Raw genomic sequence first — 22,100 nt, forward strand, 5'->3', positions numbered from 1 at the left:
CCACGAATCCTGCAAGTAAAACTGCCGGTGGGTAGCGAAAGCGTCAAGTCATCTTCATTCTTCAGTAACGAATTGTCACACCGCCCTGCACCATCAGCGGCTGGCCCGGCAGCGCGCCGCGGGCGCGATCGATCACGAACAGCCGATCAAACAGGTTGCGCGCCGAAACGAACACTTCCCAATTGCCCTTGGGCGGGCCGTAGGAGGCGGCGATATTCACCTGCGCCCAGCCACCGATGCGGCCACGCTGGCCATCGGGGGTGACGGCCACCAAGTTCACATCATCGGCGAACATGGCGGACTGGCCCACCACTTCCACCTGGCCGGTGAAGCCCTTGTGCTCGATGCCCAGCGCGCCCGAAATCAGCCATTCCGGCGCATAGGGCAGGCGATTGCCCTTCACGTCGCGGGCCACACCGCACGGCACCGCGCCGGCACCGGTGGCAACCAGCGTGCCGGTGGTGGCACCATCGAAACAGGGAACATTGGCGATCCTTGTGCTGCTGTAGCGCGCGGTCGCCACCCAGGTGCTGGCCAGGCGGGCAAACATGTCTGTCTCCGCATCCGTCCAGCCGGCATCTCGTGACGACAGGGTGAGCGACAATTCCCCGCCCCGGTGCAGCGTGCGCCCGGCAGAAGTGAGCGTGGCACCAACACCGCCGGCCACGGATTGCGGGATGATCTGGTTGGCAAAATCCATCACGAAGAAGGTGGCATCACCCCTGATGCCCTTGACGATGCTGCCGCGCACGCCGGCTTCCCAGTTCCAGCTGAGTTCCGCATCGAGATCCACCGAGCCGCCGGCAGGCGTGATGATGTCTTCCACGCGCGGCGGGGCAAAGCCGCGATGGACGCCGCCGTAAAGCGTGACATCATCCGCCACGCGCCAGGTCATGCCGATGCCGGGCAGCAACTTGTCCAGCGTCTGCTGGCCCTGGGTTTCCGCGGTCTTGGCGCCAGTGGGGCGGCCGCCGGCGATCACGTCCACCGGCAGGTTGCGACGGGCATAGTCGATGAACTCGCCGCGCACGCCCGGGATGATGGCGAAATCGCCGAATTGCAGGCGGGACTGGATGAAGGCCGAGAAGGCCGAGGCGTCGCGCTCATTGTTCTCACGCACGCCGGCGTTCACGCCCACACCGGGGGTGCGCGCGGTGGGCGTATCGCCATTCCACTGGCGGCGGCGCTGGCGTTCCTCGTGGAAGCGGATGCCCAACTCGGTCTCACCGCCAAAGCCGAGGCCAAGATCATCATGATCCAGGCTGAGCCGGCTTTCGACGCCCCAGGTATCATAATCGCGCAGCCGCCCTTCGTTGCCGCAGCCGCCATTGAGATTGGCCACACTGCCGCAGGCCGGATCGCTGGCATCGTTCGGGCGCTGGCCGCTGTTCGAAGATTGCCGCCACCAGTCACGGGCGAAATGGTGATAATAGGCCGTGGTCTTCAGCGTCGCCGCGTTCGACAGCGTCCAGCGGTGCGCGAAAGTGGCATTCCAGCGTTCGGTCTGGAAATCATCGTTCACGAAGATGTTGCCGCGCGGATTGGCGGCGAATTCGGCGCGGGTAAGGCCGGAATAGGTCAGCTGGCTGTCTTCACGGAAACGGCTCACCTTCAGCGTGATGCCGTGATCGGCGCCCAGATCCCAGCTGCCCTTCACGAAGATATCGGTGAAACGCAGATGCTGGTTGTCGCGGTTGCCGTCGGTCTGCTTGTGATTCACGTGCAGCAGCAGCCCGCCGCCCAGCGCCTGCCCGCCGACCATGCCATCGAGGTTGACCGTATCGCGATTGCCCACGCTGCCGGTGAAGCGCGCGGTCAGCTGCTCCGGCGCGGCGGGGGTGATATAGTTGATGGCGCCACCAATGGTCTGCGGGCCGAAACGCACCTGCGCGGCGCCTTTCAGCACCTCCAGACTGGTGAACCGTTCGATCGGCGGGTGATAGTAACTGGCATTGTCGCCATAGGGGGCATAACCCAGCGGCACACCATCTTCGAGCAGCAGCACCTTGGTCGACCGCACCGGATTGAGCCCGCGGATGCCGATATTGGGGCGGGCGCCGGCGCCTTCCTCGTCACGCGGGAACAGGCCAGCGACCTGGCGCAGCGCATCGTTCACGGTGAACACGCGGCTGCGCTTGAGGTCCGTCTCGGTCACCAGCGCGGTCGATCCGGCGATCTGGCCGGCGCGAATGGCATCACCCACCACGATGATTTCGGTATCGGGGGCGGAATCGCCCGCCGCAGCCGTCACCGCCAGTGCTTCATCCGCCGGGGCCGCCAGCGCCGGGCCGGCCAGCATCAGGGCGGCCGTGGCAAGCCACAATGTGCGGGAGGCGCTGGGCTGGAAACTGCGATGACGCATGACGAAAACCCTCTTATTGCAACTCATTCTCAATCGCCTTAGCGGCGGCGGCCGGGCAAGGCAATAATGATAATCAGTCGCAACAAAGATTTTCCGCCGTCGCCGTTCATCGCCGGTCAAGCCAGCCGGCGGCATTTCCGAACGCTCTTACGGGGAGGGAAACCATGGTACGCGCGCTGGCGTCCCGCATCGGGCTGGTCATATTGGCGGTCATGGCGCTGGTTGCGGCCGAACCCCGCCTCACCCTGGCTTTCGAACAGACGGACGATCCACGGCCGAAGCGTTTTGCCCTCACCGGCGAGGTGATGGGCAAGGTGCTGGGTGTGGTGATCAGCTGGTCGGGCGGTGGCCGTCAACTGCGCTGATCAATCCCCGCCCAACAACGCTTCCGCTTCCGCCACGCTGCGCGCCGCCAGGATCGGCCGCGCCACCCCCATCGCGTGCCCGGCCCGCAACATGGCCGACAGCGCCTTCTGCCGCGTGGCCGGATCATCGCTGCGTTCGCGCGCAAACGGCCCCAGCCGCTTCCTGCGGGCAAAGGCCAGCGCCGTGGCCAGCGCCGCCTGCGCATCGGGCGCCTCACCGCGATCAGCCTCGCCGACTCCGGCCGCGTGCAATTGCTCCGTCACCCGGCGATGCCCCAGGCCGCGCGCCGCCATCGCCCGGCTTTTCATCGCCGCAAAGGCAGCATCATTGACATAGCCGAGCTCGGCCAGCCGGTCCGCCAGCGCCTCCAGCGCCGCCGGCTGCGTCCCGGCCCAGCCGCGCTCCTTCAGCTTCCGGGCCAGATAGCGCAGCAATTTCAACCGGGTGGTGGCGAAACGCGCTGCATAGTGCAGGGCCAGATCGCGCAAGCCAGCCTCGTCCAGCGGCGGCGGGACGCGGCGCTGGCGGCGCCCATTTCCTTGCTTTTCGTCAACCATGCCACTTTCCTGCCACTTTCGGGCCGGAATTTGAACGCCCCCGTGTGGCAGGGCGATCCTGAGAAAAAATCATATTGCGTCGCAGGCCGGGTCGGGCCGCAGCGGCGCGGCAAGGGAGACGATGATGGCCGATACCCCCCAGGCCGAGCTGAAGCCAACCGCCACCAGCGATGCGCTGCCGCAGCGCCGCTCTGATTTCGCCACGCTGGGTGATGCGCTGGATTATGCGGCGCAGGGTAAAAAAGGCTATAATTTCCACGATGCCCGCGCCGATCTGGTGCGCGCCTACCCCTTTTCCGAACTCGCCGCCGATGCCCGCCGCCACGCGGCGCACTTCATTGCCGAAGGTGTGCAGCCCGGTGACCGCATTGCCCTGATCGCCGAAACCGGCCCCGGCTTTGCCGCCGCCTTCTTTGGCGCCATCTATGCCGGCGCGCTGCCGGTGCCGCTGCCGCTGCCGACCAGCTTTGGCGGCCGCGAAGCCTATGTCGATCAGATCCGCGTGCAGCTCACCAGCTGCGATCCGCTGATGCTGCTCTCCCCGCCCGGCCTGCACGATATCGTGAAGGATGCGGCCACCGGCCTGTGTGCCGCGCATGATTGGGAGCAATGGTTCGCGGGAGACGCACCCGCCGTGACGCTGCCCAGGGCCAAGCCGACCGACATCGCCTATCTGCAATATTCGTCGGGCTCCACCCGCTTCCCGCATGGCGTTGCCGTTACCCACGAAGCGCTGCTGGCCAATCTTTCGGCCCATGCCAGCTGCACCCACGCCGCCGAAGGCGATCGGGTGGTGAGCTGGCTGCCCTGGTATCACGACATGGGCCTGGTGGGTTGCATGCTCGCCCCGATGTCCAACCAGATCTCGGTCGATTATCTCGCCACCGAGGATTTCGCCCGCCGCCCGCTGTCGTGGCTGACGCTGATCAGCCGCAACCCGGATGCTTCGCTCAGCTATTCGCCCACCTTTGGCTACGATATCTGCGCCCGCCGCATTTCGCCGTCGATCCCGGTGGCCGAACGTTTTGACCTGTCGCGCTGGCGCGTCGCCGGTAACGGGGCGGACATGATCCGCCCGGAAGTGATGCAGGCCTTTGTCGACACGTTCGCGCCGGCCGGCTTCAAGGCCAGCGCCTTCCTGCCCAGCTATGGCCTTGCCGAAGCGACGCTCGCCGTCACCATCATGCCGGTGGGTGAAGGCATCCAGTGCGACCTGATCGACGAACGCACCCTGTCGGGCGCCACCGAGCCGCGCGCCGATCACCGCCTGCCCACCCGCTACCGCGCCATTGTCAATTGCGGCAAGGCCGTGCCCGGCCTCACCATCGAAGTGCGCGATGAAAACGGCCAGCTGCTGCCCGACCGCAAGATCGGCCGCGTGTTCGTGAAGGGCCTTGGCATCATGGCCGGCTATTTCCGCGATCCGGAAGCCACCGCCGCCTGCATGAAGGATGGCTGGCTCGACACCGGCGACATGGCCTACATGAAGGACGGCTCGCTCTATATCGTCGGCCGCGCCAAGGACATGATCATCATCAACGGCAAGAATCACTGGCCGCAGGATATCGAATGGGCGATCGAGCAGCTGCCCGGCTTCAAGGCTGGCGACATCGCCGCCTTCTCGGTCACCACCCCATCGGGCGAAGAAGCCCCGGCCGTGCTGGTGCAGTGCCGCACCAGCTGCAACGACGAGCGGCTCAAGCTGCGCGACGCGATTCGGACCAAGGTGAAAGCCATCACCGGCATGAGCTGCGTGGTCGAACTGGTGCCGCCGCGCACCCTGCCGCGCACCTCGTCGGGCAAGCTGAGCCGGTCGAAGGCGCGGTTGCAATATCTGTCGGGCGAGATTCAGCCGTTCGAAGTGGCGGCCTGACCTTCGGCCCCCCGGAAAAGACCAGACCCGCTCATGCCGAGCTAGTCGAGGCACGCACCACCGCCGGCGCGGTGCCTCGACAAGCTTGGCATGAGCGGGTCTGGGTTTGTTGAACGATGACCGAGCAGACGACCCCTCCCCTCGCCGTCACCGGCGCCACCGGCTTCGTCGGCCGCCGCGTGCTGGCCTTGGCCAATCGCCCCGTCCGTGCCCTCACCCGCCGGCCGCAGCCGCCACAGCCCGGCGTGGAATGGGTGCTGGGCGATCTCGGCGACACCCACGCGCTGGCCCGTCTGTGCGAGGGCGCGGCGGCCGTGCTGCACATTGCCGGCGTCGTCAACGCGGCCGATGAAGCCGGCTTCACGGCGGGCAATGTCACCGGCACCGCCAATGTGCTGGCCGCCGCTGCCGGCGTGCCGCGCTTCGTCCACGTCTCCAGCCTCGCTGCACGCGAGCCACGGCTATCGATGTATGGCGCGTCCAAGGCGCAGGGTGACGCCCTGGCGATGGCCAGTGACCGCGACTGGGTGATCGTGCGCCCGCCCGGCGTCTATGGCCCTGGCGACGCCGAAATGCGCGATCTGTTCCGCCTCGCCCGCTTTGGCCTGGGCCTCGCCCCCGGCGGGCCAAACGCGCGCATCAGCCTGATCCATGTCGACGATCTGGCCCGAGCCCTGCTGGCACTGACCCACGGCGGCCCGTCGCGCGAGATCCTGGAAATCGATGATGGTTCGGGCGGTTATGCCCACGCCGATCACGCTGCCGCCATTGGCCGGGCGCTGGGCAAGGCCAATGTGCGCATGATTCCCATCGGCAGCCGCCTGATCAGCACCGCCGCCGCCATCGCCACGCGGCTGGCCGGCTGGAAGGGCGAACTGCCCAAGTTGAGCCGCGACCGCGCCCGCTATCTCGCCCACCCCGATTGGGTGGCGCGCGGCGGCAATCAGCGGCTGGCCGGCCTCTGGCAGCCGCAGATCGGGCTGGATGAAGGCATGGCCGATACAGTGCGCGACTATCGCGCCAGAGGTTGGCTGTAACGGCTGGTCAGGCGCCCAGCGCCGTCTGCAACAGGAACACCGCCAGCGTGGTGACAAGGCCGCCGATGAACACGCGATAGCCCCAGCCGAGATATTTATACTTCTTGTTCGCCAGCACCTGGCCCAGTTGGTAGACATCGCGCGCCATGGCCTGCTGGATGGCGTGATCATCCGCATTGGTATGCTCCAGCCAGTGGATCCACTCCGCCTCGCTCAGCCGGGTGAAACCGGCAAAGAACAACAGGTTGGGTGGCGGAGGCGGCCCCTTGGCCGCGCTGCCAAGCGCCGGCAGCACCGCCAGCATGCACAGCACCGCGGCCAGCCCCGAAGACGCCGCCAGCACCAGCAGTGCCGGATTGGTGGCGGCCTCCTTCACCACCAGCGCAAAGATCACCGAATTGACGCCGATGATGATGCTCGCCTTCTGATCTGCCATGGCTGACAGCGTCACGTGATGTTGCTGCATGGTGCGGATCAGGTGGATGGCGTTTGCGTGACTGGGGGCATGGCTGGCACCCGGCGGCGGCCCACCCTCGGTCAATGTATCGCTGCTGATATCGAATATGTCATCCATGTGACACATGATGGCACCAACGCAAGCGCTCCGCAATTTGGCCATGATGTAAGGGCAAAGGGCCTTCAAAGCCTGATATTGGAGCCTTCATGACCGACCGCGCCACTGTTTACGCCCGCATCATCGAACTGATCGAGCCGCTGAACCTGAAAAAGGTGGCGTTGACCGAAGCCACCACCTTTGCCGGCGACATGGAAATGGATTCGCTCACCGTGATGGATCTTGTCGCCAGCATGGAAGACGAGTGGGACATCATGATCCCGCTGAACATGCTGCCCGATCTGGAAACCATCGGCCAGGTGGCGGATGCCGTGGCCGGGCTGGTGGCGAAGAAGGGCTGACTCCCATGACCGTTGATCTTCTCGCCAAATATGATCCGCTGATCGCCGAACATGCCGGGCTGCTTTCCACCGGCATCCGCGATCCGTTCGGGATCGTGATGGAAAAGGTGCTTTCCCCCACCGAAGCCATCATCAAGGGCAAGCACACCATCCTGCTCGGTACCTATAATTACATGGGGATGACCTTCGATGCCGACGTGGTGGCCGCCGGCCGCCAGGCGCTCACCGATTATGGCGCCGGCACCACCGGCAGCCGCGTGCTGAACGGCACCTATCAGACCCACGCCGCCTGCGAGGACGCGCTGAAGGACTTCTATGGCATGAGCCACGCCATGGTGTTCTCCACCGGCTATCAGGCCAATCTTGGCATGGTGTCGACGCTGGCCGGCAAGGGCGATTTCATCATCCTCGATGCCGACAGCCACGCCAGCATCTATGATGGCTGCAAGATGTCGAACGCCGATATCGTGCGCTTCCGCCACAATGATGTCGCCGATCTGGAAAAGCGCCTGAAGCGCCTGCCGCCCGAAGCCGGCAAGCTGGTCGTGCTGGAAGGCGTCTATTCGATGCTGGGCGATGTCGCGCCGCTGCCCGAACTGGTGGCGGTGGCCAAGGCGCACGGCGCCATGGTGCTGGTCGACGAAGCCCACGGCATGGGCTTCTTTGGCGAACATGGCCGCGGCGTTTATGAAGAGCAAGGCGTTGCCGATCAGGTCGATTTCGTCGTCGGCACCTTCTCCAAATCGGTCGGCACGGTGGGCGGCTTCTGTGTCTCCAACCATCCCAAGTTCGAAATCCTGCGCCTTGTCTGCCGGCCCTACACCTTCACCGCCTCGCTGCCGCCGGCCGTTGTCGCCAGCGCCGCCACCTCCATCCGCAAGCTGATGACTGCCCACGACAAGCGCGCCCGGTTGTGGGAAGCGACGCGCCGCCTGCACGGCGGCCTGCGCGCCCGCGGCTTCAAGCTGGCCACCGAGACGCCGGAAAGCGCCATCGTTTCCGTGCTGATGCCGGATCAGGAAACCACCGCGCTGATGTGGTCCACCCTGATCGAGCTGGGCGTCTATGTGAACATGAGCCGTCCGCCGGCGACGCCCGCCGGCGTGTTCCTGCTGCGCTGCTCGATCTGCGCGCTGCATTCGGACGAGCAGATCGATATCGTGCTCGGCAAGTTCGAACAGGCGGCGCAAATGGCCCAACTGGCGCTGCACGAACACGCCTGAATTGTTCATGACGGGGCCATCACGGGCGGCTATAGCTTGGCCGTCCGGTCGCCGTCGCGCCCGGTAAGGGACCCTGTGCGGCGTGACCAAGCGGATTGATCGCTATCTGTTCGGCCTGATCATCGTGCCCCTGTTCGGCACGCTGGTGGTGGCCGCCATGCTGCTGGTGCTCGATCGCATGCTGCGGCTGTTCGATTTCGTCATCAACGAAGGCGGCCCGGTTTCGGTGGTCTGGCGCATGCTGGGCAATCTGCTGCCCGAATATCTGTCGCTGGGCATCCCGATCGGCGTGATGCTGGGCATATTGCTCGCCTTCCGCCGGCTCGCCATGTCGTCGGAACTCGATACGCTGCTGGCCGTGGGTGTGTCGTACAAGCGGCTGCTGCGCGTGCCCTTCCTGTTTGCCTGCGTGTTTGCCGTCGTCAATTTCGGCATCGTTGGCTGGCTGCAGCCGGTGACGCGCTATGCCTATGAAAATCTGCGTTTCGAGCTGCGTTCCGGCGCACTCGGCGCGTCGATCAAGGTCGGCGAATTTGCCGATCTGGGCGGCGGGCTGACGCTGCGCGTTGAAGAATCGCGCAACCAGGGCGCCGATCTGCGCGGGCTGTTCGTTCGTGCGGCCGGCGCGGCCAAGGATGGGAGGGATGGCCAGATCGTCGCCGCCACCGCCGCGCGCGGCACCTTCCTCGCCACCGACGATCCCGAGTTCATCCTGCTGCGGCTGCAGGATGGCACGCTGGTGCACAGCCCCAGCGCAGACGCGACGCCGCGCGTGCTTGGCTTTGCCCAGCATGATCTGCCCATTCGCCTGCCCGAAATGGCCACCTTCCGCAAACGCGGTGAAGGCAATCTGGAAGCCACGCTGCCGGAACTGCTGCGCACCATGGTCACCGCCACCGACGCGACCGAGCAGCGCAGCGCTTCGGCCAGTTTCAACCGCCGCATCGTGCAGTGTGTGATCATGTTCCTGCTGCCGTTCCTGGCCGTGCCGATGGCGGTGCCGCCAAAGCGCTCGACCTCGGCGCTGGGCGTGTTCCTGTCGATCATCGCGCTCGTCACCTTCCACAAGCTCACCGAATATGGCGAGCGCATGGGCACGCTGGGCCGGATTGATCCGGTGCTGGCGCAATGGGTGCCCTTTGCCCTGTTCCTCGGCCTCGCCCTGTGGCTGTTCCGCGTGCTGGAACGGCCGGGCGGCCAGCCGATCGGCGCGCTCGATCGCTGGTTCGGCAAGATCACCGGCTTTGTTTCGGGCCTCGCCGGCAAATTGGTGCGGCGCCAGAAATGGTCCGACGACGTGCTGTCGGCCGGGTAAGCCCAGATGGCGATCTTCCCTTCGAAAACCATCGCCTGGTACACGGCGCGCATGTTCCTGGTGCGGGTCGCGGCCTTCATCATCGGCCTCACCGTGATCCTGCAGTCGCTCGATCTCCTGTCGGAATCGGGCAAGGTGCTGGCGGCGGCGGGCAACACCGAATCCGATCTGTGGGTCTATGTCAGCTTGCGCAGCCCCCAGATCGTGCAGCTGTTCCTGCCCTTCTCGGTGCTGCTGGCGACGCTGGTGACACTGGCGACGCTCAATCAGAACAGCGAGGTGGTGATCTTCAAGGGCGCCGGCCTTTCGGCCCATCATATCCTGGCGCCGCTGCTGGTGGCGGCGCTTGGCGTGGCTGCCGCCAATTTCGTCTGGAACGAGCGCATCGCCACACGGGCCAGCGCCACGCTGAAGGCCTGGCAGGAACAGGAATACCGAAAGCTGCCGACCGCCGCGCCGAAAAGCACGCAAAGCTGGGTGCGCGGCGGCGATGATCTGTTCCACGCCGATGCCGTGGCCGGGCGCGGCGCGCTGACCAGGCTGAGCGGCGTCACCATCTATGACAGACGCGACAATGGCCTCGTGCAGGTGGTGATGGCCGAAAGTGCCACGCCGATCAGCGACGGCTGGCGGCTCAGCAAGGTGCGCCTGTTCGATGTGGCTTCGGGCGGTCTCGAAACCCGCGCCACGCTGGACTTTCCGACCGAGGTCGTACCGCGCCAGTTCAACACCACCAGCATCAATCCCAATTTCGTGCCGCTATGGGATCTATGGCCGCAGATCGGCGAACAGCGCGCCGCCGGCAAGCCGACCGACGTGCTGGAAGCCGCCGCCTGGCACAAGATTAGCGGACCACTTTCGGCGGTGCTGATGCCGCTGCTCGGCGCCGTCGCCGCCTTTGGCCTGGCGCGATCGGGCAAATTGTTCGTGCGCGCCGTGATCGGCATGGCGCTGGGCTTCGCCTTCTTCGTGGCCGACAATTTCATGCTGGCGATGGGCAATTTCGGCACGGTGCCGCCCTTGATGGCGGCGTGGGCGCCGTTCCTGCTCTTCCTGCTGATCGGCGAGGCCGTGCTGATCCGCACCGAAGAATGATCCGGCGCAAATTTGCCTTGATTGCTGCGTATCACGGCAGCCGATGAGCAAGATCACCCTCAAGCGCGCCCAAAGCGCTGCCGACCGCAAGGCCTTCGTCGATCTGGTGTGGAAACTCTACGCCAACGATCCGCACTGGGTGCCGCCGCTGAAATCCGAAATGCTCGGCCTGATTGGTGGCATCAAGTCCAACCCCTGGTTTGGCCATGCCGAAGCCGCCTTCTGGCTGGCGCTGAAGGATGGCGAGGTGGTTGGCCGCATTTCGGCGCAGGTCGATCAACTGGTGATCGCCCCCGGCGCGCCCGGCGCTGGCCCCGGCACCGGCCATTTCGGCATGTTCGAGTGCATCGACGATGCCGCCGTGGCCGAAGCGCTGTTCGATGCGGCCGAAGACTGGCTGCGCCAAAAGGGCATGACCCGCGCGATGGGCCCGTTCAGCCTTTCCGTGTGGGATGAGCCTGGCCTGCTGGTGCAGGGTTTCGAAGGACCGCCCACGGTGATGATGGGGCATCATCTGCCCTTTTACGAGCGGATGGTAACGGCGCGCGGCTATCAGGGCGTCAAGGATCTGCACTGCTGGTCGCTGCCGATCGCCGGGCCCTTCCCGGAAATGGTGCAGCGCATCGTCGCCTTTTCCGAACGCAACGCCAAGCTGGTGACGCGGCCGGTGAACAAATCGAAGTTCGACCAGGAAGCCGCGCTGATCCTCGATATCCTCAACGATGCCTGGTCGGATAACTGGGGTTTCGTGCCGCTCACCCCGGCCGAAATCGCCTATGTCGGCAAGAAGCTGAAACCGATCATCTTCGAAGGTCTGGTGCGCGTCGCCGAATATGAAGGCGTGCCCGTCGGCTTCATGATCACCCTGCCCGACATCAACGAGCTGACCCGCGATCTCAATGGCAATCTCTTCCCGTTCGGTTGGGCGAAACTGCTGTGGCGCCTGCGCGCGCCCAAGGTGAAACGCATGCGCGTGCCGCTGATGGGCATCAGGAAATCGCTGCAGGGCCACCGCGTCGCCAGCCTGATGGCGTTCCAGATGATCGAATATATCCGCCGCACCGCCGTTGCGGAATTCGGCGCATCCGAAGGCGAAATCGGCTGGATCCTGGACGACAACGGCCCGATGCGCTCCATCGCGGATGCCATCGACAGCCACGTGACCCGCACCTACCGGATCTTTGAGAAACCCCTGTAACGAAAAAAGGGGAGCGGTCACCCGCTCCCCCTCTCGTTTCTGGCTTCAGCCTCAGCCCTTGGCCGGGATCAGCTTCACGCCCGTATAGCGCGCCGGCGTGTTGCCGCGCTGGACCAGCATCAGCACAGTGTCCTTGCCGGCCTTGCGTTCGACCTCAACCGCGGCGGCAGCTTCGGCCGGCGTTGTCACCGGCTTCTGACCGATCTTCAGGATGATGTCGCCGCGCTGCAGGCCCTTGGTGGCCGCATCCGACGACGGGCTGATGCCGGCGATCACCACGCCCTGCACCTTTTCATCCAGGCGCAGCTGCTGGCGCAGCACCGGGGTGAGCGGTTGCAGCGTGATGCCCAGGCTGGCGCGGGCGGCTTCGATGCCGGGCGCCTTGCTGCTGTCGTCTGCTGCCGGCTCATCATCGTTCGACGGCATGCCGGCGCGCTGCGCCACCACGGCTTCGGACGGACGCTGTGCGATGATGGCGTTGACCTTCAGGCGCTTGCCTTCACGGATCAGTTCCAGCGGAATGGTGGTGCCGATCGGCGTGGTGGCGACGATGTACGACAGGCTGTTGTCGTAATTCACTTCGCGGCCGCCCACGGTCAGGATCACGTCGCCCTGGCGCACGCCGGCGCGCGCCGCCGGGCCATTGGGTTCGACGCTGGCGACGATCTCGCCCTTGTCCTTGGGCAGGCCCAGGCCGGCGGCGATGTCGGTCGAAAGCCGCTGGATGGCAACGCCCAGATAACCGCGCTTGACGGCACCGGTGGCCTTCAGCTGATCAACCACCGGCTTGGCCAGTTCGGCCGGGATGGAGAAGCCCAGGCCAACATTGCCGCCAGTGGGCGAGAAGATCGCCGTATTGACGCCGATCACATTGCCATTGAGATCGAACAGCGGCCCGCCGCTGTTGCCCTGGTTGATGCTGGCATCGGTCTGGATATAGCGATCATACTGGCCCGAACCGATGTCGCGGTGCAGGGCCGAAATGATGCCGGCCGTCACGGTGCCGCCCAGGCCGAACGGGTTGCCGATGGCGATGGACCAATCACCCACGCGCACCTGTTCGCTGTTGCCGAACTGCACGAAGGGCAGGCCGGTGGCTTCGATCTTCAGCACGGCCAGATCGGTGAGCGGATCGCGACCCACCACGCGCGCCCGATACTCGCGGCGATCGGACAGGGTGACGGTGATCGATTCCACCGGCTTGTCGCGGCCTTCGCCCGCGGAAATCACGTGGTTGTTGGTGACGATATAGCCATCAGCGGCGATGATGAAGCCGGAACCCAGGCTGGTCGCCTCGCGGGTGACGGGTTCGCCGCCATCCTGTTGTTCCTGGAAACGGCGGAAGAATTCTTCCAGCGGGTTGCCGGGCTGGCCCTGGCCGCCGGGGCCGCGGCGCATGCGGCCGATTTCCACCTTCTGCGTGGTCGATACGTTCACCACCGCCGGGGCCAGGCGCGCGGTCAGATCGGCAAAGCTGCGCGGGGCGCCGCCGGGGGGCGAAATGGCGACGGCGGGCGGCACGGCATTTTGCGCGGCCTGCGGCGCCGGGGCCTGCGCCACGGCAATGGCAGCAAGGCCGGTGGCCAGAACGGCAACGGGAATCAGAGTGCGGGAAATCTTTGACGTCATGTCTGTCTTTCTGGTTGCAATGCGGTTGCTGATGAGCCCGTCTGGCTTATGCGAACAACACGCCTAACCGTGCATGAACGAGGTTGAAGCGATACGCCCGTCTATCGATTGCCCTTCCGGCCCTCGAATTCCCGCAGGAACTCGTTGTTCGGGCCCAGCACCACGGTGGCGGTGCCATCTTCGAAGGTGGTGCGATAGGCCTGCATGGCGCGATAGAAGGCGTAAAACTCCGGATCCTTGCCGAAACTGTCGGCATAGATGCGCGCCGCGCTGGCATCGGCTTCGGCCTGCACCAGTTGCGCCTGCTTGTTGCCCTGGGCGCGGATGGTCGCCGCTTCCTGCTGCCGGGCCGAGGCCATGCGTGCATAGGCGGCTTCCAGCGGCGGGCCCGACGGCAGATCGGCGCGCTTGATGCGCACGTCCACGATTTCGGCGCCATATTGCTTGGCCTGGCTGTTCACGCTCGATTGGATATCATCCATCAGCGCGCCGCGTTCGGGTGACAGCAGCGCGGCAAACGGCTGCTTGCCCAGTTCGTTGCGCAGTTTCGATGCCAGGATCCGCTTCAGGGCGTCGGCCGCATTCTGTTCGGTGCCCACGGTTTCCACCATGCGCTGCGGGTTGACGATGCGGAAGCGGGCAAAGGCATCCACCACCAGCCGCAGCTGATCGGTGGAAAGCACCGTCTGCGCATCGATATCCAGATCCATGATGCGCTTGTCGATGAAGCGCACGTCTTCGATGAAGGGCACCTTCATCGTCAGGCCGGCGCCGGTTTCGCCCAGCTTCGCCTTGGGATCATATTCGTTCACGATCCGCTCCGGCTTGCCCAGGCGCAGCACCACGGCCTGCTTGGTTTCGGGAACGGTGTAGAAACTGCTCATCGCCAGCACGACGACGGCAAAGCCGAGGCCGGCGAGAAGGGCGGGATTGCGGGTGATGCTTGCCATTGTCCGTCCCTCCCTCAACGCTGCGCCGGGGCCGGTTCGGCCGGCGCGATCGCTGCACGGCGGCGCACTTCGGGCAGCGGCAGATAGGGCGCCACACCGGGGGCATCCACCACGGTCTTTTCCACCTTCGAAAGCACCTTTTCCATGGTTTCCAGATACATGCGCTTGCGCGTCACTTCCGGGGCGAGGCGATACTGGGCATAGACGGCATCAAAGCCGGCGGCATCGCCCTGCGCCTTGGCGACCAGCGCCTGGGCATAGGTGCGCGCGCGGTTCAGATATTGCTGTGCATCCTGCTGGGCGGCCGAAACATCCTTGAATGCGCCGTCGATGGCGGCGGGCGGATCGGCCTGCTTGATATCGACGCCGCGCACTTCAACGCCGCTGCGATAGCTATCGAGCAGTTCCTGCATGCGTTCGCGCACCTGATCGGCGATCTGGGCGCGCTGCGGGCCCAACGCGTCGTTCAGCGAAGCGCGGCTGATTTCGGCACGCATCGCCGATTCGGCCACTTCGCGCACGGTCTTTTCCGGATCGGAAAGCTCATACAGATAATTCTCGGGGTTCCGGATCTTCCAGCGCACCGTGTAGGCGAGATTGATGATGTTCTGATCGCCGGTGAGCATCAGATTCTCGTTGGCGCCCTCGCTCGACGAGATGTCGATGATGTTGATCTGCTCCACCTTGCGCAGTTCCACCGCATCGATCGGCCACGGCAACTTGAAATGCACGCCCGGCCCCGTGGTGCCCACATAGGCGCCAAAGCGCTGCACCACCGCGGCCGACTGCGCGTCCACCGAATAGAAGCTGGAAAGCACCACCCAGGCGGCAATGATGGCCCCGCCACCCCAGACCAGCCAGCGGCTGTTCTCAAGGTCGAACCCGCTGCCGAAATTGCCGCCGCCACCGCCGCCGCTGCCGCCGAACTGCGTCTTCAGCCGTTCCTGGCTGCGCCGGATCAGATCATCGAAATCGCCACCACGACCCTGGCCGGGCTTGCCCATCGGGCGGCGCGGCGGGCCTTCGCCCCACGGATTCACGGGTCGGTTTTCAGGCTTCTTGGCCGGCGGCTCTTCGCCATCGGCACCGGACGGGCTGTCGCCGCCACCTTCACCATTGTTCTGCCACGGCATGGACTGGATGAAACCTTATCGAAGAACGTTAAAACCACTATATACGAACCCCGAACGGGGATTGCGAGGCCCACGACAAACGTGCGTCACCACAACAGGCTTTGCGGCTTGTTGTCGGCGGTTATGGCCTCGACTGCAAGGAAGAACAGGCTGATGGCCGTGAAGGATGATGTGATGACCGCGCTGACCGCGGTGGCCGATCCGGCCGGCGGCGGCACGGTGGTGGAAACCGGCCGCGCCGCTGGCGTCGTGGTGAAGCAGGATGGCACCGTGGGCCTGGTGCTGGCGGTGGACGGCCTCGACAAGACCATGGCCGAGCGCCTGCAGGCCGCCGTTGAAGCCGCGGTGAAGCGCGTGCCCGGCGTGAGCGTGGCGCGCATCATCCTCACCGCCGACAGGGCCGCCACCCCCACGGCCGCGCCAAAGGCCAGCACCGTGCCCGGCATCCGCAAGCTGGTCGCGGTCGCCAGCGGCAAGGGCGGCGTCGGCAAATCCACCGTGGCGGCCAACCTCGCCTTCGCGCTCGCCCGCGCCGGGCAGAGCGTTGGCCTGCTCGATGCTGATATCTATGGCCCGTCGGTGCCCACGTTGCTCGGCATCGAGGGCCGCGCCCGGGTGGAGAACGACAAGCTGCAACCCGAAACCCGCCATGGCATCAAGGCGCTTTCGATGGGGATGATGACCGATCCCAACAAGGCGATCGTCTGGCGCGGGCCGATGGCCTCCTCCGCGCTCGTCCAGATGGTCGAACAATGCGATTGGGGCGCATTGGATGTGCTGGTCATCGATCTGCCGCCCGGCACCGGCGACGTGCAACTGACGCTGGCACAGAAACTCAAGCCCGATGGCGCGCTCATCGTCTCCACCCCGCAGGATCTCGCCCTCATCGACGCACGCCGCGCCGTCGCCATGTTCGGCGAAGTGAATGTGCGCGTATTGGGCGTGGTGGAGAACATGGCCGGTTACTGCTGCCCCAATTGCGGCCATGTCTCCGATCCGTTCGGCCACGGCGGCGCTGAAGCCGAAGCAGAGGCAATGGGCGTGCCCTTCCTTGGCCGCATCCCGCTGCAGATGGCGGTGCGCACCGCATCCGAATCCGCCCAGCCGGTGCGCGGCGACACCGCCGCCATCTTCGACGAGATCGCCCGCGGCGTCATCGTGACTGTGGGATTGTAACGCCGTGCTGACCGACGATGCCGATATCGCCCGCCTTCTGGAGCAAACCCGCACCATCGCCCTCGTCGGCGCCAGCGACCGCCCGGACCGCGCGGCGCATGAAGTGTTTGGGATGATGCTCGCCCACGGCTATCACGTCATCCCCGTCAACCCGGCCCTGGCCGGCCAAGTCATCCACGGCCAGACCGTGGTCGCAACGCTGGCCGACGTCGCCAAACCCATCGACATGGTCGACGTGTTCCGCCGCAGCGAATTCGTGTCCGGCGTGGTGGACGAGGCGATCGCGGTGGGCGCGCGCGCCGTCTGGACGCAGCTTGGCGTGATCGACCCCGTGGCCGCCGCCCGCGCCGAAGCAGCGGGGCTGGATGTGGTGATGGATCGCTGCCCGAAAATCGAGATCCGGCGGCTGGGGCTGAAGAAGAGATAAGCGGGCCTCCTGCGGGCAGGGCCTGAGGCCCTGCACCCACTTTCGCTTTCGGGCAGCCCCTCATCAAAAATCACACGTCATGCTGGCGCAGGCCAGCATCCACCGCGCCGCCAGCACCTGCACGGCCACCATTGGCCCCGGTCCCACCATGGATGCTGGCCTGCGCCAGCATGACGGGCACACTGTGTTGAACCGCCCACAACATGGCGCATTTGCAACTGGCTCCGACCCCCACGGGAGCGCACACAGTCCCCAACCACAGGGGACTCAAAATATGCGCACCACCCTCATCGCCGCCCTCCTCCTCGCCTCTCCCGCGGCAGCCGAAACCATCGCCATCAGGGCCGGCCGCGTCATAACCGATGCCGCCAAACCCGCCCTCGGCCCCAGCACCATCATCGTCACCGATGGCCGCATCACCGCCATCACCCCGGCCAGCGCGCCCATCCCGGCCGGCGCGCGCTTGATCGATCAATCCAGCCGCACGCTCGCCCCCGGCCTCATCGATTCCCACGTCCATCTCACTGGCGACCCCGGCCTGCCGTTCTGGCGCGAGGCGGTGGACAGTGCCGAACTGTCGGTGGCCTATGGCCTGAAGAACGCCCGCATCACGGCAAAGGCCGGCTTCACCACCGTGCGCGATCTCGGCAGCGCGCGGCTCTCTGCCTTCGCCGTGCGCGACGCCATCAATTCGGGGATGTTCCCCGGCCCGCGCATCCTCGCCGCCGGCGCCGCCCTCTCCATCGTCGGCGGCCACGGCGACGTCTCCGGCTTCAGCCCGGCCGTGAACGACGCGCTTGACCAGGGCAACACCTGCACCGGCGCCATCGAATGCGCCGCCCGTGTCCGCGAAGCCAGCCAGCGCGGGGCCGACGTGATCAAGTTCACCGCCACCGGCGGCGTGCTCAGCCAGCAGGGCCGCGGCCTCGATCAGCATTTCACCGACGAGGAAATGCGCGCCATCGTCACCACCGCCCACAGCCTCGGCCTGAAAGTCGCCGCCCACGCCCACGGCCCGCGCGGCATCGAAGCCGCCGCCCGCGCCGGAGTCGATTCGGTGGAACACGGCAGCTTCACCGATGACGCCGGCGCCAGGGCGCTGGCCGCCACGAAAGGCTGGCTGGTCCCCACCCTGCTGCCCTTCCGCGCCACCGCCGAACGGCTCGGCACCGGCGCCTACACACAAGTCGTCGAAGCCAAGGTGCGCGCCATCCTCGAACGCCGCGGCAAACAGATCATCGCCGCCCGCGCCGCCGGCGCCCGCATCGCCTTCGGCACCGATGCCGGCGTGTTCGAACACGGCCGCAACGGCCAGGAAGCCAGCGACATGGTGGAATTTGGCGGCATGACCGCGCGCGACGTGCTGATCAGCGCCACCACCGGCGCCGCCGAACTGTTGGGGCTCTCCGCGGAAATCGGCACACTGGAACCCGGCAAAGCCGCCGACATCATCGCCACCGACGGCGATCCGGCCGCGGATGCCAAGCAGCTGGCGCAGGTGAAATGGGTGATGGCACGCGGCAAGGTGGTGGAGTGAGTTGAAGGAGGAGATAGCGGGCCTCCGGCGGGCAGGGTCGCAGACCCTGCACCCATTTTTTCCCGGCCGGCGCGCTACGCTGGCTTTTGGTCTATTGTGGCCACATTTCCCCTCAACGCACGCGAAGACGTACGGGTGCAGGGTCTGCGACCCTGCCCGCCGGAGGCCCGTGCTGCCTGCTTCAAAGCCGATTGACTGAGCCGCCCAGCGTCTTATGGGGGCAATACGCCTCTCATCTTCGGAGTATCCCCATGCGCGTTGCCGCCCTGCTGATTGCTGCCAGCCTGTTTGCTGTCACCCCGGCGCTGGCCCAGACCACGGCCCCAGCACCGGCTCAAACGGCGGAAAGCCCATCCGCCCGGCTGGCGGCGTTGTTTGCGCAGAGTGATGCGGACAATCTGAAGCGCAATCCGCTGAACCGGCTGTTCCGGGGCGACACGTCGGCGGCGGATCAGATGGGGGAATTGATCACCGATGCGGCCTATGCGGCGGAGAAGCGGGCGGCGGAGAATGAGTTGAAGGCGCTGGCGGCGATCGATCGCGCGGCGCTGACGCCTGATGAGCAGGTGAGTTACGACACGTTCAAGTGGAGCCGGGAGAATGACCTGGCCGGGCTGCAGCCGGCGTTGCTGGATGCCACGGTGCCGCGGCCGATCGATCACTTCTTCGGCTTCCACAATTTCCTCGCCGAACTGCAGTCGGGCGAGAGCGCGGCGCCGTTCAAGACGCTGAAGGATTACGAGGATGCGCTGAAGCGCCATGAGCAGTTCGCGCTGCTGCTCGACCTGTCGGTGCTGCGCTTCCGCCAGGGCATGAAATCGGGCGTGGTGCAGCCCAGGCTGGTGGTGAACAACATCATCGACCAGCTGAACAATCTCACCGCGGGCAGCACGGACACCTCGATCATGATGAAGCCGGTGCAGAAATTCCCGGAAGGGTTCGGCGCCGAGGACCAGGCGCGGCTGAAGGCGGCCTATGCCAGGATGGTGGGTGGGCGGGTCAATCCGGCGCTGATCCGCCTGCGGGATTTCCTGAAGAATGAATATCTGCCGGTCGCCCGCGAGCAGCCGGGCCTGGTGGCCATGCCGGGCGGGCCGGATCTGTATCGCTATCTGGTCGCCAGCAGCACCACCACCAACCTGACGCCGGACGAGATCCACAACATCGGCCTGTCCGAAGTCGCCCGCATCCTGAACGGCATGGACGAGGTGAAGGCGCGCGTCGGCTTCCAGGGCGACCGCGCCGCCTTCTTCACCTATCTGCGCACTGATCCGCGTTTCAAGTTCGCCACGGCCCAGGCCATGGGCGATGCCTTCCGCGCCACCGGCAAGCGCGTTGATCTGGTGGTCGGCAAGCTGTTCGACACCATCCCGAAATCGCCGCTGGAGATCAAACCGGTGCCGGCGCACCGCGAGAAGACCGATGCCGCCGGCAGCTACCAGGGCGGCACGCCCGACGGAAAGCGCCCCGGCATCTTCTATTACAACGCCTATGACCTGCCCTCGCGCAGCAATTATGGCGTGGAGACGCTCTATCTGCACGAGGCCGTGCCGGGCCACCATTTCCAGATCAGCCTGGCGCAGGAGAATGAGAAGCTGCCGGCGTTCCAGCGCTTTGGCGGCAACACCGCCTTTGCCGAAGGCTGGGGCCTTTATGCCGAGAGCCTGGGGCCGGAGCTGGGCATGTTCACCGATCCCTATCAGCTGCAGGGCCGTTATGAGGACGAGATGCTGCGCGCGCTGCGGCTGGTCGTCGATACCGGCATCCATGCCAAGGGCTGGGGCCGCGACCAGGCCATCGAATATATGCTGACCAACAGCAGCATGAGCCGCACCGACGCCACCGCCGAAGTGGAACGCTATATTGCCATCCCGAGCCAGGCGCTGGCCTACAAGATCGGCCAGCTCACCATCAGCCGCCTGCGCGCCAAGGCCGAAAAGGCACTGGGGCCGAAGTTCGACATCAGGGGTTTCCATGCCCAGGTGCTGATGACCGGTGCGCTGCCGATGGCAGTCCTGGAGGCGAAGATCGATCGCTGGATTGCGGCGCAGGGCGGGCGGTAAGCCGAAGGGCGAGGAACAAGAAGACAGAGCCTCCGGCGGGCAGGCCTGAGGCCTGCACCCATTTGTCTTGCTTGCTCTTCATGCCCAATTTCCGCCGCCGGGCTGGCGCCCACGAAAGTGGGTCCAGGGCCTCAGGCCCTGGCCGCCGGAGGCATCCTTGCCCTTTCTTGCTTTCAGGCCTTCACTAACTCCTTCTCGATCAGGCTGCGGGCGCAATCGAGGATGGTCGTCGTCTCGTCGCGCGTTTTCCAGCCAAGCCGCTGCAGCGCATGCGCCGCGCTGGCCTCGCGGCGGCGGCCGAGTTCGGGGACGACCATCTTCACCGTCGCATCGAAATTGGCGAGCAGCTTCAGAAGCCAGTCCGGCAGGCCCCTTGTCGGCACCCGCCTTGCCTGCGGGCCAAGCCCGGCCTTCAGCACTTCGGCCACCTCGCGCATCCAGATGAACCGCCCTTGCGCGATGAAGCGCTCGCCATCGAGGCCGGGGGTGGTCATCGCCAGCACATGCAGGCTGGCGACATCGCGCACGTCGACGACGCCAAAGCCCAGCCGCGGCAGGCCGGGCAGTGCACCATCGAGCAGCTTCTTCACCACTTCCAGACTGGTGGAAAAATCCGGGCCGAGCACCGGGCCGAGCACGGCGGCCGGGTTGATCGAGACATATTCCATGCCGGCCCCATTGGCCGCCATCCATTCGCGCGCCGCACGCTCGGCCAGCGTCTTGGACTTGATATAGGCATAGGCGTCGAGGCTGTTGACGTTGGACCAGTCGGCCTCCGTGAACGGGGCCCGGCCCGTCTCATGGCCATAGGCGATGGCGGCCATGCTGCTGGTCATCACCACGCGCTTGACGCCGGCAGCATGGGCAAAGCGCAACGCCCGCAAGGCACCTTCGCGGGCCGGAACGATCAGATCATCGGGGTTCTTCGGCTCGCCGGCCGGGATGGGGGAGGCGATGTGCTGCACATATTCAATGCCGTCCATCGCTTCGGCCCAGCCAGCGTCACTCATCAGATCGCAGGCCACCAGCTCCAGATCGGGCAGGCCCAGCGTGGCCCGAACTTCAGCAGCGCGCGCAAGATTGCGGATGGTGCCGCGCACCGGCCAGCCATCGGCGACCAGCGCCTTGATGATGAAGCCGGCGATATAGCCCGACGCGCCGGTGACCAGCACCTTGCCCTTGTTCACCATTTTGACCCTCCAATTTTGCTGCACCACCATGGTGGGGGGCAACTGCCGGCTTGG

General features: G+C 65.7%; 19 protein-coding genes. 12 read left to right on the top strand and 7 right to left on the bottom strand.

Going from position 1 to position 22,100, the window contains the following annotated elements; translation table 11 throughout:
• Positions 1–61: 61 nt before the first annotated feature.
• Positions 62–2,362 (bottom strand): TonB-dependent receptor, encoded by a 2,301-nt coding sequence (locus tag D619_RS16210; RefSeq protein ID WP_017668249.1) that lies wholly within the window; start codon positions 2,360–2,362, stop codon positions 62–64.
• Positions 2,363–2,526: 164 nt separating this feature from the next.
• Between D619_RS16210 and D619_RS0108960 the strand changes: the two genes are divergently transcribed.
• Positions 2,527–2,727, top strand: a complete 201-nt coding sequence (locus D619_RS0108960) for a hypothetical protein (RefSeq protein WP_017668250.1) — start codon at positions 2,527–2,529, stop codon at positions 2,725–2,727.
• Here the strand turns inward: D619_RS0108960 and D619_RS0108965 are convergent, their stop codons facing one another.
• Positions 2,728–3,285: a RecX family transcriptional regulator gene (locus D619_RS0108965; RefSeq protein ID WP_017668251.1), complete on the bottom strand. Its 558-nt coding sequence runs from the start codon at positions 3,283–3,285 to the stop codon at positions 2,728–2,730. It abuts the gene before it with no gap.
• 124 nt (positions 3,286–3,409) lie between these two features.
• Here D619_RS0108965 and D619_RS0108975 point away from each other — a divergent pair, with 124 nt between their 5' ends.
• Both D619_RS0108975 and D619_RS0108980 read left to right on the top strand, forming a co-directional pair.
• Positions 3,410–5,158, top strand: a complete 1,749-nt coding sequence (locus tag D619_RS0108975) for a fatty acyl-AMP ligase (RefSeq protein WP_152417375.1) — start codon at positions 3,410–3,412, stop codon at positions 5,156–5,158.
• Between the two features lie 116 nt (positions 5,159–5,274).
• Complete coding sequence (locus D619_RS0108980) at positions 5,275–6,195, top strand: NAD-dependent epimerase/dehydratase family protein (RefSeq protein WP_017668253.1); 921 nt, start codon at positions 5,275–5,277, stop codon at positions 6,193–6,195.
• A 7-nt stretch (positions 6,196–6,202) separates the two neighbouring features.
• Here D619_RS0108980 and D619_RS18095 read toward each other — a convergent pair whose 3' ends face one another.
• On the bottom strand, positions 6,203–6,769 hold the full coding sequence (locus D619_RS18095; RefSeq protein WP_017668254.1) for a Pycsar system effector family protein: 567 nt from the start codon (positions 6,767–6,769) through the stop codon (positions 6,203–6,205).
• 89 nt (positions 6,770–6,858) lie between these two features.
• Here D619_RS18095 and D619_RS0108990 point away from each other — a divergent pair, with 89 nt between their 5' ends.
• The 5 genes from D619_RS0108990 (at position 6,859) to D619_RS0109010 (ending at position 11,941) form a co-directional block, all read left to right on the top strand.
• On the top strand, positions 6,859–7,110 hold the full coding sequence (locus D619_RS0108990) for an acyl carrier protein (RefSeq protein WP_017668255.1): 252 nt from the start codon (positions 6,859–6,861) through the stop codon (positions 7,108–7,110).
• A 5-nt stretch (positions 7,111–7,115) separates the two neighbouring features.
• A complete protein-coding gene (locus tag D619_RS0108995; RefSeq protein WP_017668256.1) occupies positions 7,116–8,333 on the top strand; it encodes an aminotransferase class I/II-fold pyridoxal phosphate-dependent enzyme in 1,218 nt (405 codons plus the stop codon).
• Between the two features lie 82 nt (positions 8,334–8,415).
• Positions 8,416–9,648, top strand: a complete 1,233-nt coding sequence (locus D619_RS0109000) for an LptF/LptG family permease (RefSeq protein WP_017668257.1) — start codon at positions 8,416–8,418, stop codon at positions 9,646–9,648.
• 6 nt (positions 9,649–9,654) lie between these two features.
• Positions 9,655–10,743 (top strand): LPS export ABC transporter permease LptG, encoded by a 1,089-nt coding sequence (gene lptG / locus D619_RS0109005; RefSeq protein ID WP_017668258.1) that lies wholly within the window; start codon positions 9,655–9,657, stop codon positions 10,741–10,743.
• 43 nt (positions 10,744–10,786) lie between these two features.
• On the top strand, positions 10,787–11,941 hold the full coding sequence (locus tag D619_RS0109010; RefSeq protein ID WP_017668259.1) for a hypothetical protein: 1,155 nt from the start codon (positions 10,787–10,789) through the stop codon (positions 11,939–11,941).
• 51 nt (positions 11,942–11,992) lie between these two features.
• Here the strand turns inward: D619_RS0109010 and D619_RS0109015 are convergent, their stop codons facing one another.
• The 3 genes from D619_RS0109015 to hflK all read right to left on the bottom strand — a co-directional run bounded on the left by D619_RS0109015 (position 11,993) and on the right by hflK (position 15,653).
• Positions 11,993–13,570, bottom strand: coding sequence for a Do family serine endopeptidase (locus D619_RS0109015; protein ID WP_017668260.1), 1,578 nt, complete (start codon positions 13,568–13,570; stop codon positions 11,993–11,995).
• 101 nt (positions 13,571–13,671) lie between these two features.
• Positions 13,672–14,520 carry a protease modulator HflC gene (locus tag D619_RS0109020; protein ID WP_017668261.1) on the bottom strand — a complete coding sequence of 283 codons (849 nt, stop codon included), beginning with the start codon at positions 14,518–14,520 and terminating at the stop codon, positions 13,672–13,674.
• A gap of 14 nt (positions 14,521–14,534) precedes the next feature.
• Positions 14,535–15,653: an FtsH protease activity modulator HflK gene (hflK, locus tag D619_RS0109025; protein ID WP_017668262.1), complete on the bottom strand. Its 1,119-nt coding sequence runs from the start codon at positions 15,651–15,653 to the stop codon at positions 14,535–14,537.
• 153 nt (positions 15,654–15,806) lie between these two features.
• On the opposite strand from hflK, the gene D619_RS0109030 reads away from it, so the two are divergent.
• The 4 genes from D619_RS0109030 to D619_RS0109050 all read left to right on the top strand — a co-directional run bounded on the left by D619_RS0109030 (position 15,807) and on the right by D619_RS0109050 (position 20,856).
• Positions 15,807–16,829, top strand: a complete 1,023-nt coding sequence (locus tag D619_RS0109030; RefSeq protein WP_017668263.1) for an Mrp/NBP35 family ATP-binding protein — start codon at positions 15,807–15,809, stop codon at positions 16,827–16,829.
• A 4-nt stretch (positions 16,830–16,833) separates the two neighbouring features.
• On the top strand, positions 16,834–17,256 hold the full coding sequence (locus D619_RS0109035; RefSeq protein WP_017668264.1) for a CoA-binding protein: 423 nt from the start codon (positions 16,834–16,836) through the stop codon (positions 17,254–17,256).
• A gap of 274 nt (positions 17,257–17,530) precedes the next feature.
• Positions 17,531–18,793, top strand: a complete 1,263-nt coding sequence (locus D619_RS0109045) for an amidohydrolase family protein (protein ID WP_017668266.1) — start codon at positions 17,531–17,533, stop codon at positions 18,791–18,793.
• Between the two features lie 251 nt (positions 18,794–19,044).
• Positions 19,045–20,856, top strand: coding sequence for a DUF885 domain-containing protein (locus D619_RS0109050; protein WP_017668267.1), 1,812 nt, complete (start codon positions 19,045–19,047; stop codon positions 20,854–20,856).
• Positions 20,857–21,029: 173 nt separating this feature from the next.
• Here D619_RS0109050 and D619_RS0109055 read toward each other — a convergent pair whose 3' ends face one another.
• A complete protein-coding gene (locus D619_RS0109055; protein WP_026090885.1) occupies positions 21,030–22,046 on the bottom strand; it encodes an aldehyde reductase in 1,017 nt (338 codons plus the stop codon).
• Between the last annotated feature and the right edge of the window lie 54 nt (positions 22,047–22,100).

It is taken from the genome of Sandarakinorhabdus sp. AAP62 (genome assembly GCF_000331225.1).
In the GTDB taxonomy this organism is placed as follows: domain Bacteria; phylum Pseudomonadota; class Alphaproteobacteria; order Sphingomonadales; family Sphingomonadaceae; genus Sandarakinorhabdus.

Bases quoted from the DNA above. Each gene is read 5' to 3' on its own strand.
- D619_RS16210 (WP_017668249.1), bottom strand. From the start codon at position 2,362: ATGCGTCATCGCAGTTTCCAGCCCAGCGCCTCCCGCACATTGTGGCTT.
- D619_RS0108960 (WP_017668250.1), top strand. From the start codon at position 2,527: ATGGTACGCGCGCTGGCGTCCCGCATCGGGCTGGTCATATTGGCGGTC.
- D619_RS0108965 (WP_017668251.1), bottom strand. From the start codon at position 3,285: ATGGTTGACGAAAAGCAAGGAAATGGGCGCCGCCAGCGCCGCGTCCCG.
- D619_RS0108975 (WP_152417375.1), top strand. From the start codon at position 3,410: ATGGCCGATACCCCCCAGGCCGAGCTGAAGCCAACCGCCACCAGCGAT.
- D619_RS0108980 (WP_017668253.1), top strand. From the start codon at position 5,275: ATGACCGAGCAGACGACCCCTCCCCTCGCCGTCACCGGCGCCACCGGC.
- D619_RS18095 (WP_017668254.1), bottom strand. From the start codon at position 6,769: ATGGATGACATATTCGATATCAGCAGCGATACATTGACCGAGGGTGGG.
- D619_RS0108990 (WP_017668255.1), top strand. From the start codon at position 6,859: ATGACCGACCGCGCCACTGTTTACGCCCGCATCATCGAACTGATCGAG.
- D619_RS0108995 (WP_017668256.1), top strand. From the start codon at position 7,116: ATGACCGTTGATCTTCTCGCCAAATATGATCCGCTGATCGCCGAACAT.
- lptG (WP_017668258.1), top strand. From the start codon at position 9,655: ATGGCGATCTTCCCTTCGAAAACCATCGCCTGGTACACGGCGCGCATG.
- D619_RS0109010 (WP_017668259.1), top strand. From the start codon at position 10,787: ATGAGCAAGATCACCCTCAAGCGCGCCCAAAGCGCTGCCGACCGCAAG.
- D619_RS0109015 (WP_017668260.1), bottom strand. From the start codon at position 13,570: ATGACGTCAAAGATTTCCCGCACTCTGATTCCCGTTGCCGTTCTGGCC.
- D619_RS0109020 (WP_017668261.1), bottom strand. From the start codon at position 14,520: ATGGCAAGCATCACCCGCAATCCCGCCCTTCTCGCCGGCCTCGGCTTT.
- hflK (WP_017668262.1), bottom strand. From the start codon at position 15,653: ATGCCGTGGCAGAACAATGGTGAAGGTGGCGGCGACAGCCCGTCCGGT.
- D619_RS0109030 (WP_017668263.1), top strand. From the start codon at position 15,807: ATGGCCGTGAAGGATGATGTGATGACCGCGCTGACCGCGGTGGCCGAT.
- D619_RS0109045 (WP_017668266.1), top strand. From the start codon at position 17,531: ATGCGCACCACCCTCATCGCCGCCCTCCTCCTCGCCTCTCCCGCGGCA.
- D619_RS0109050 (WP_017668267.1), top strand. From the start codon at position 19,045: ATGCGCGTTGCCGCCCTGCTGATTGCTGCCAGCCTGTTTGCTGTCACC.
- D619_RS0109055 (WP_026090885.1), bottom strand. From the start codon at position 22,046: ATGGTGAACAAGGGCAAGGTGCTGGTCACCGGCGCGTCGGGCTATATC.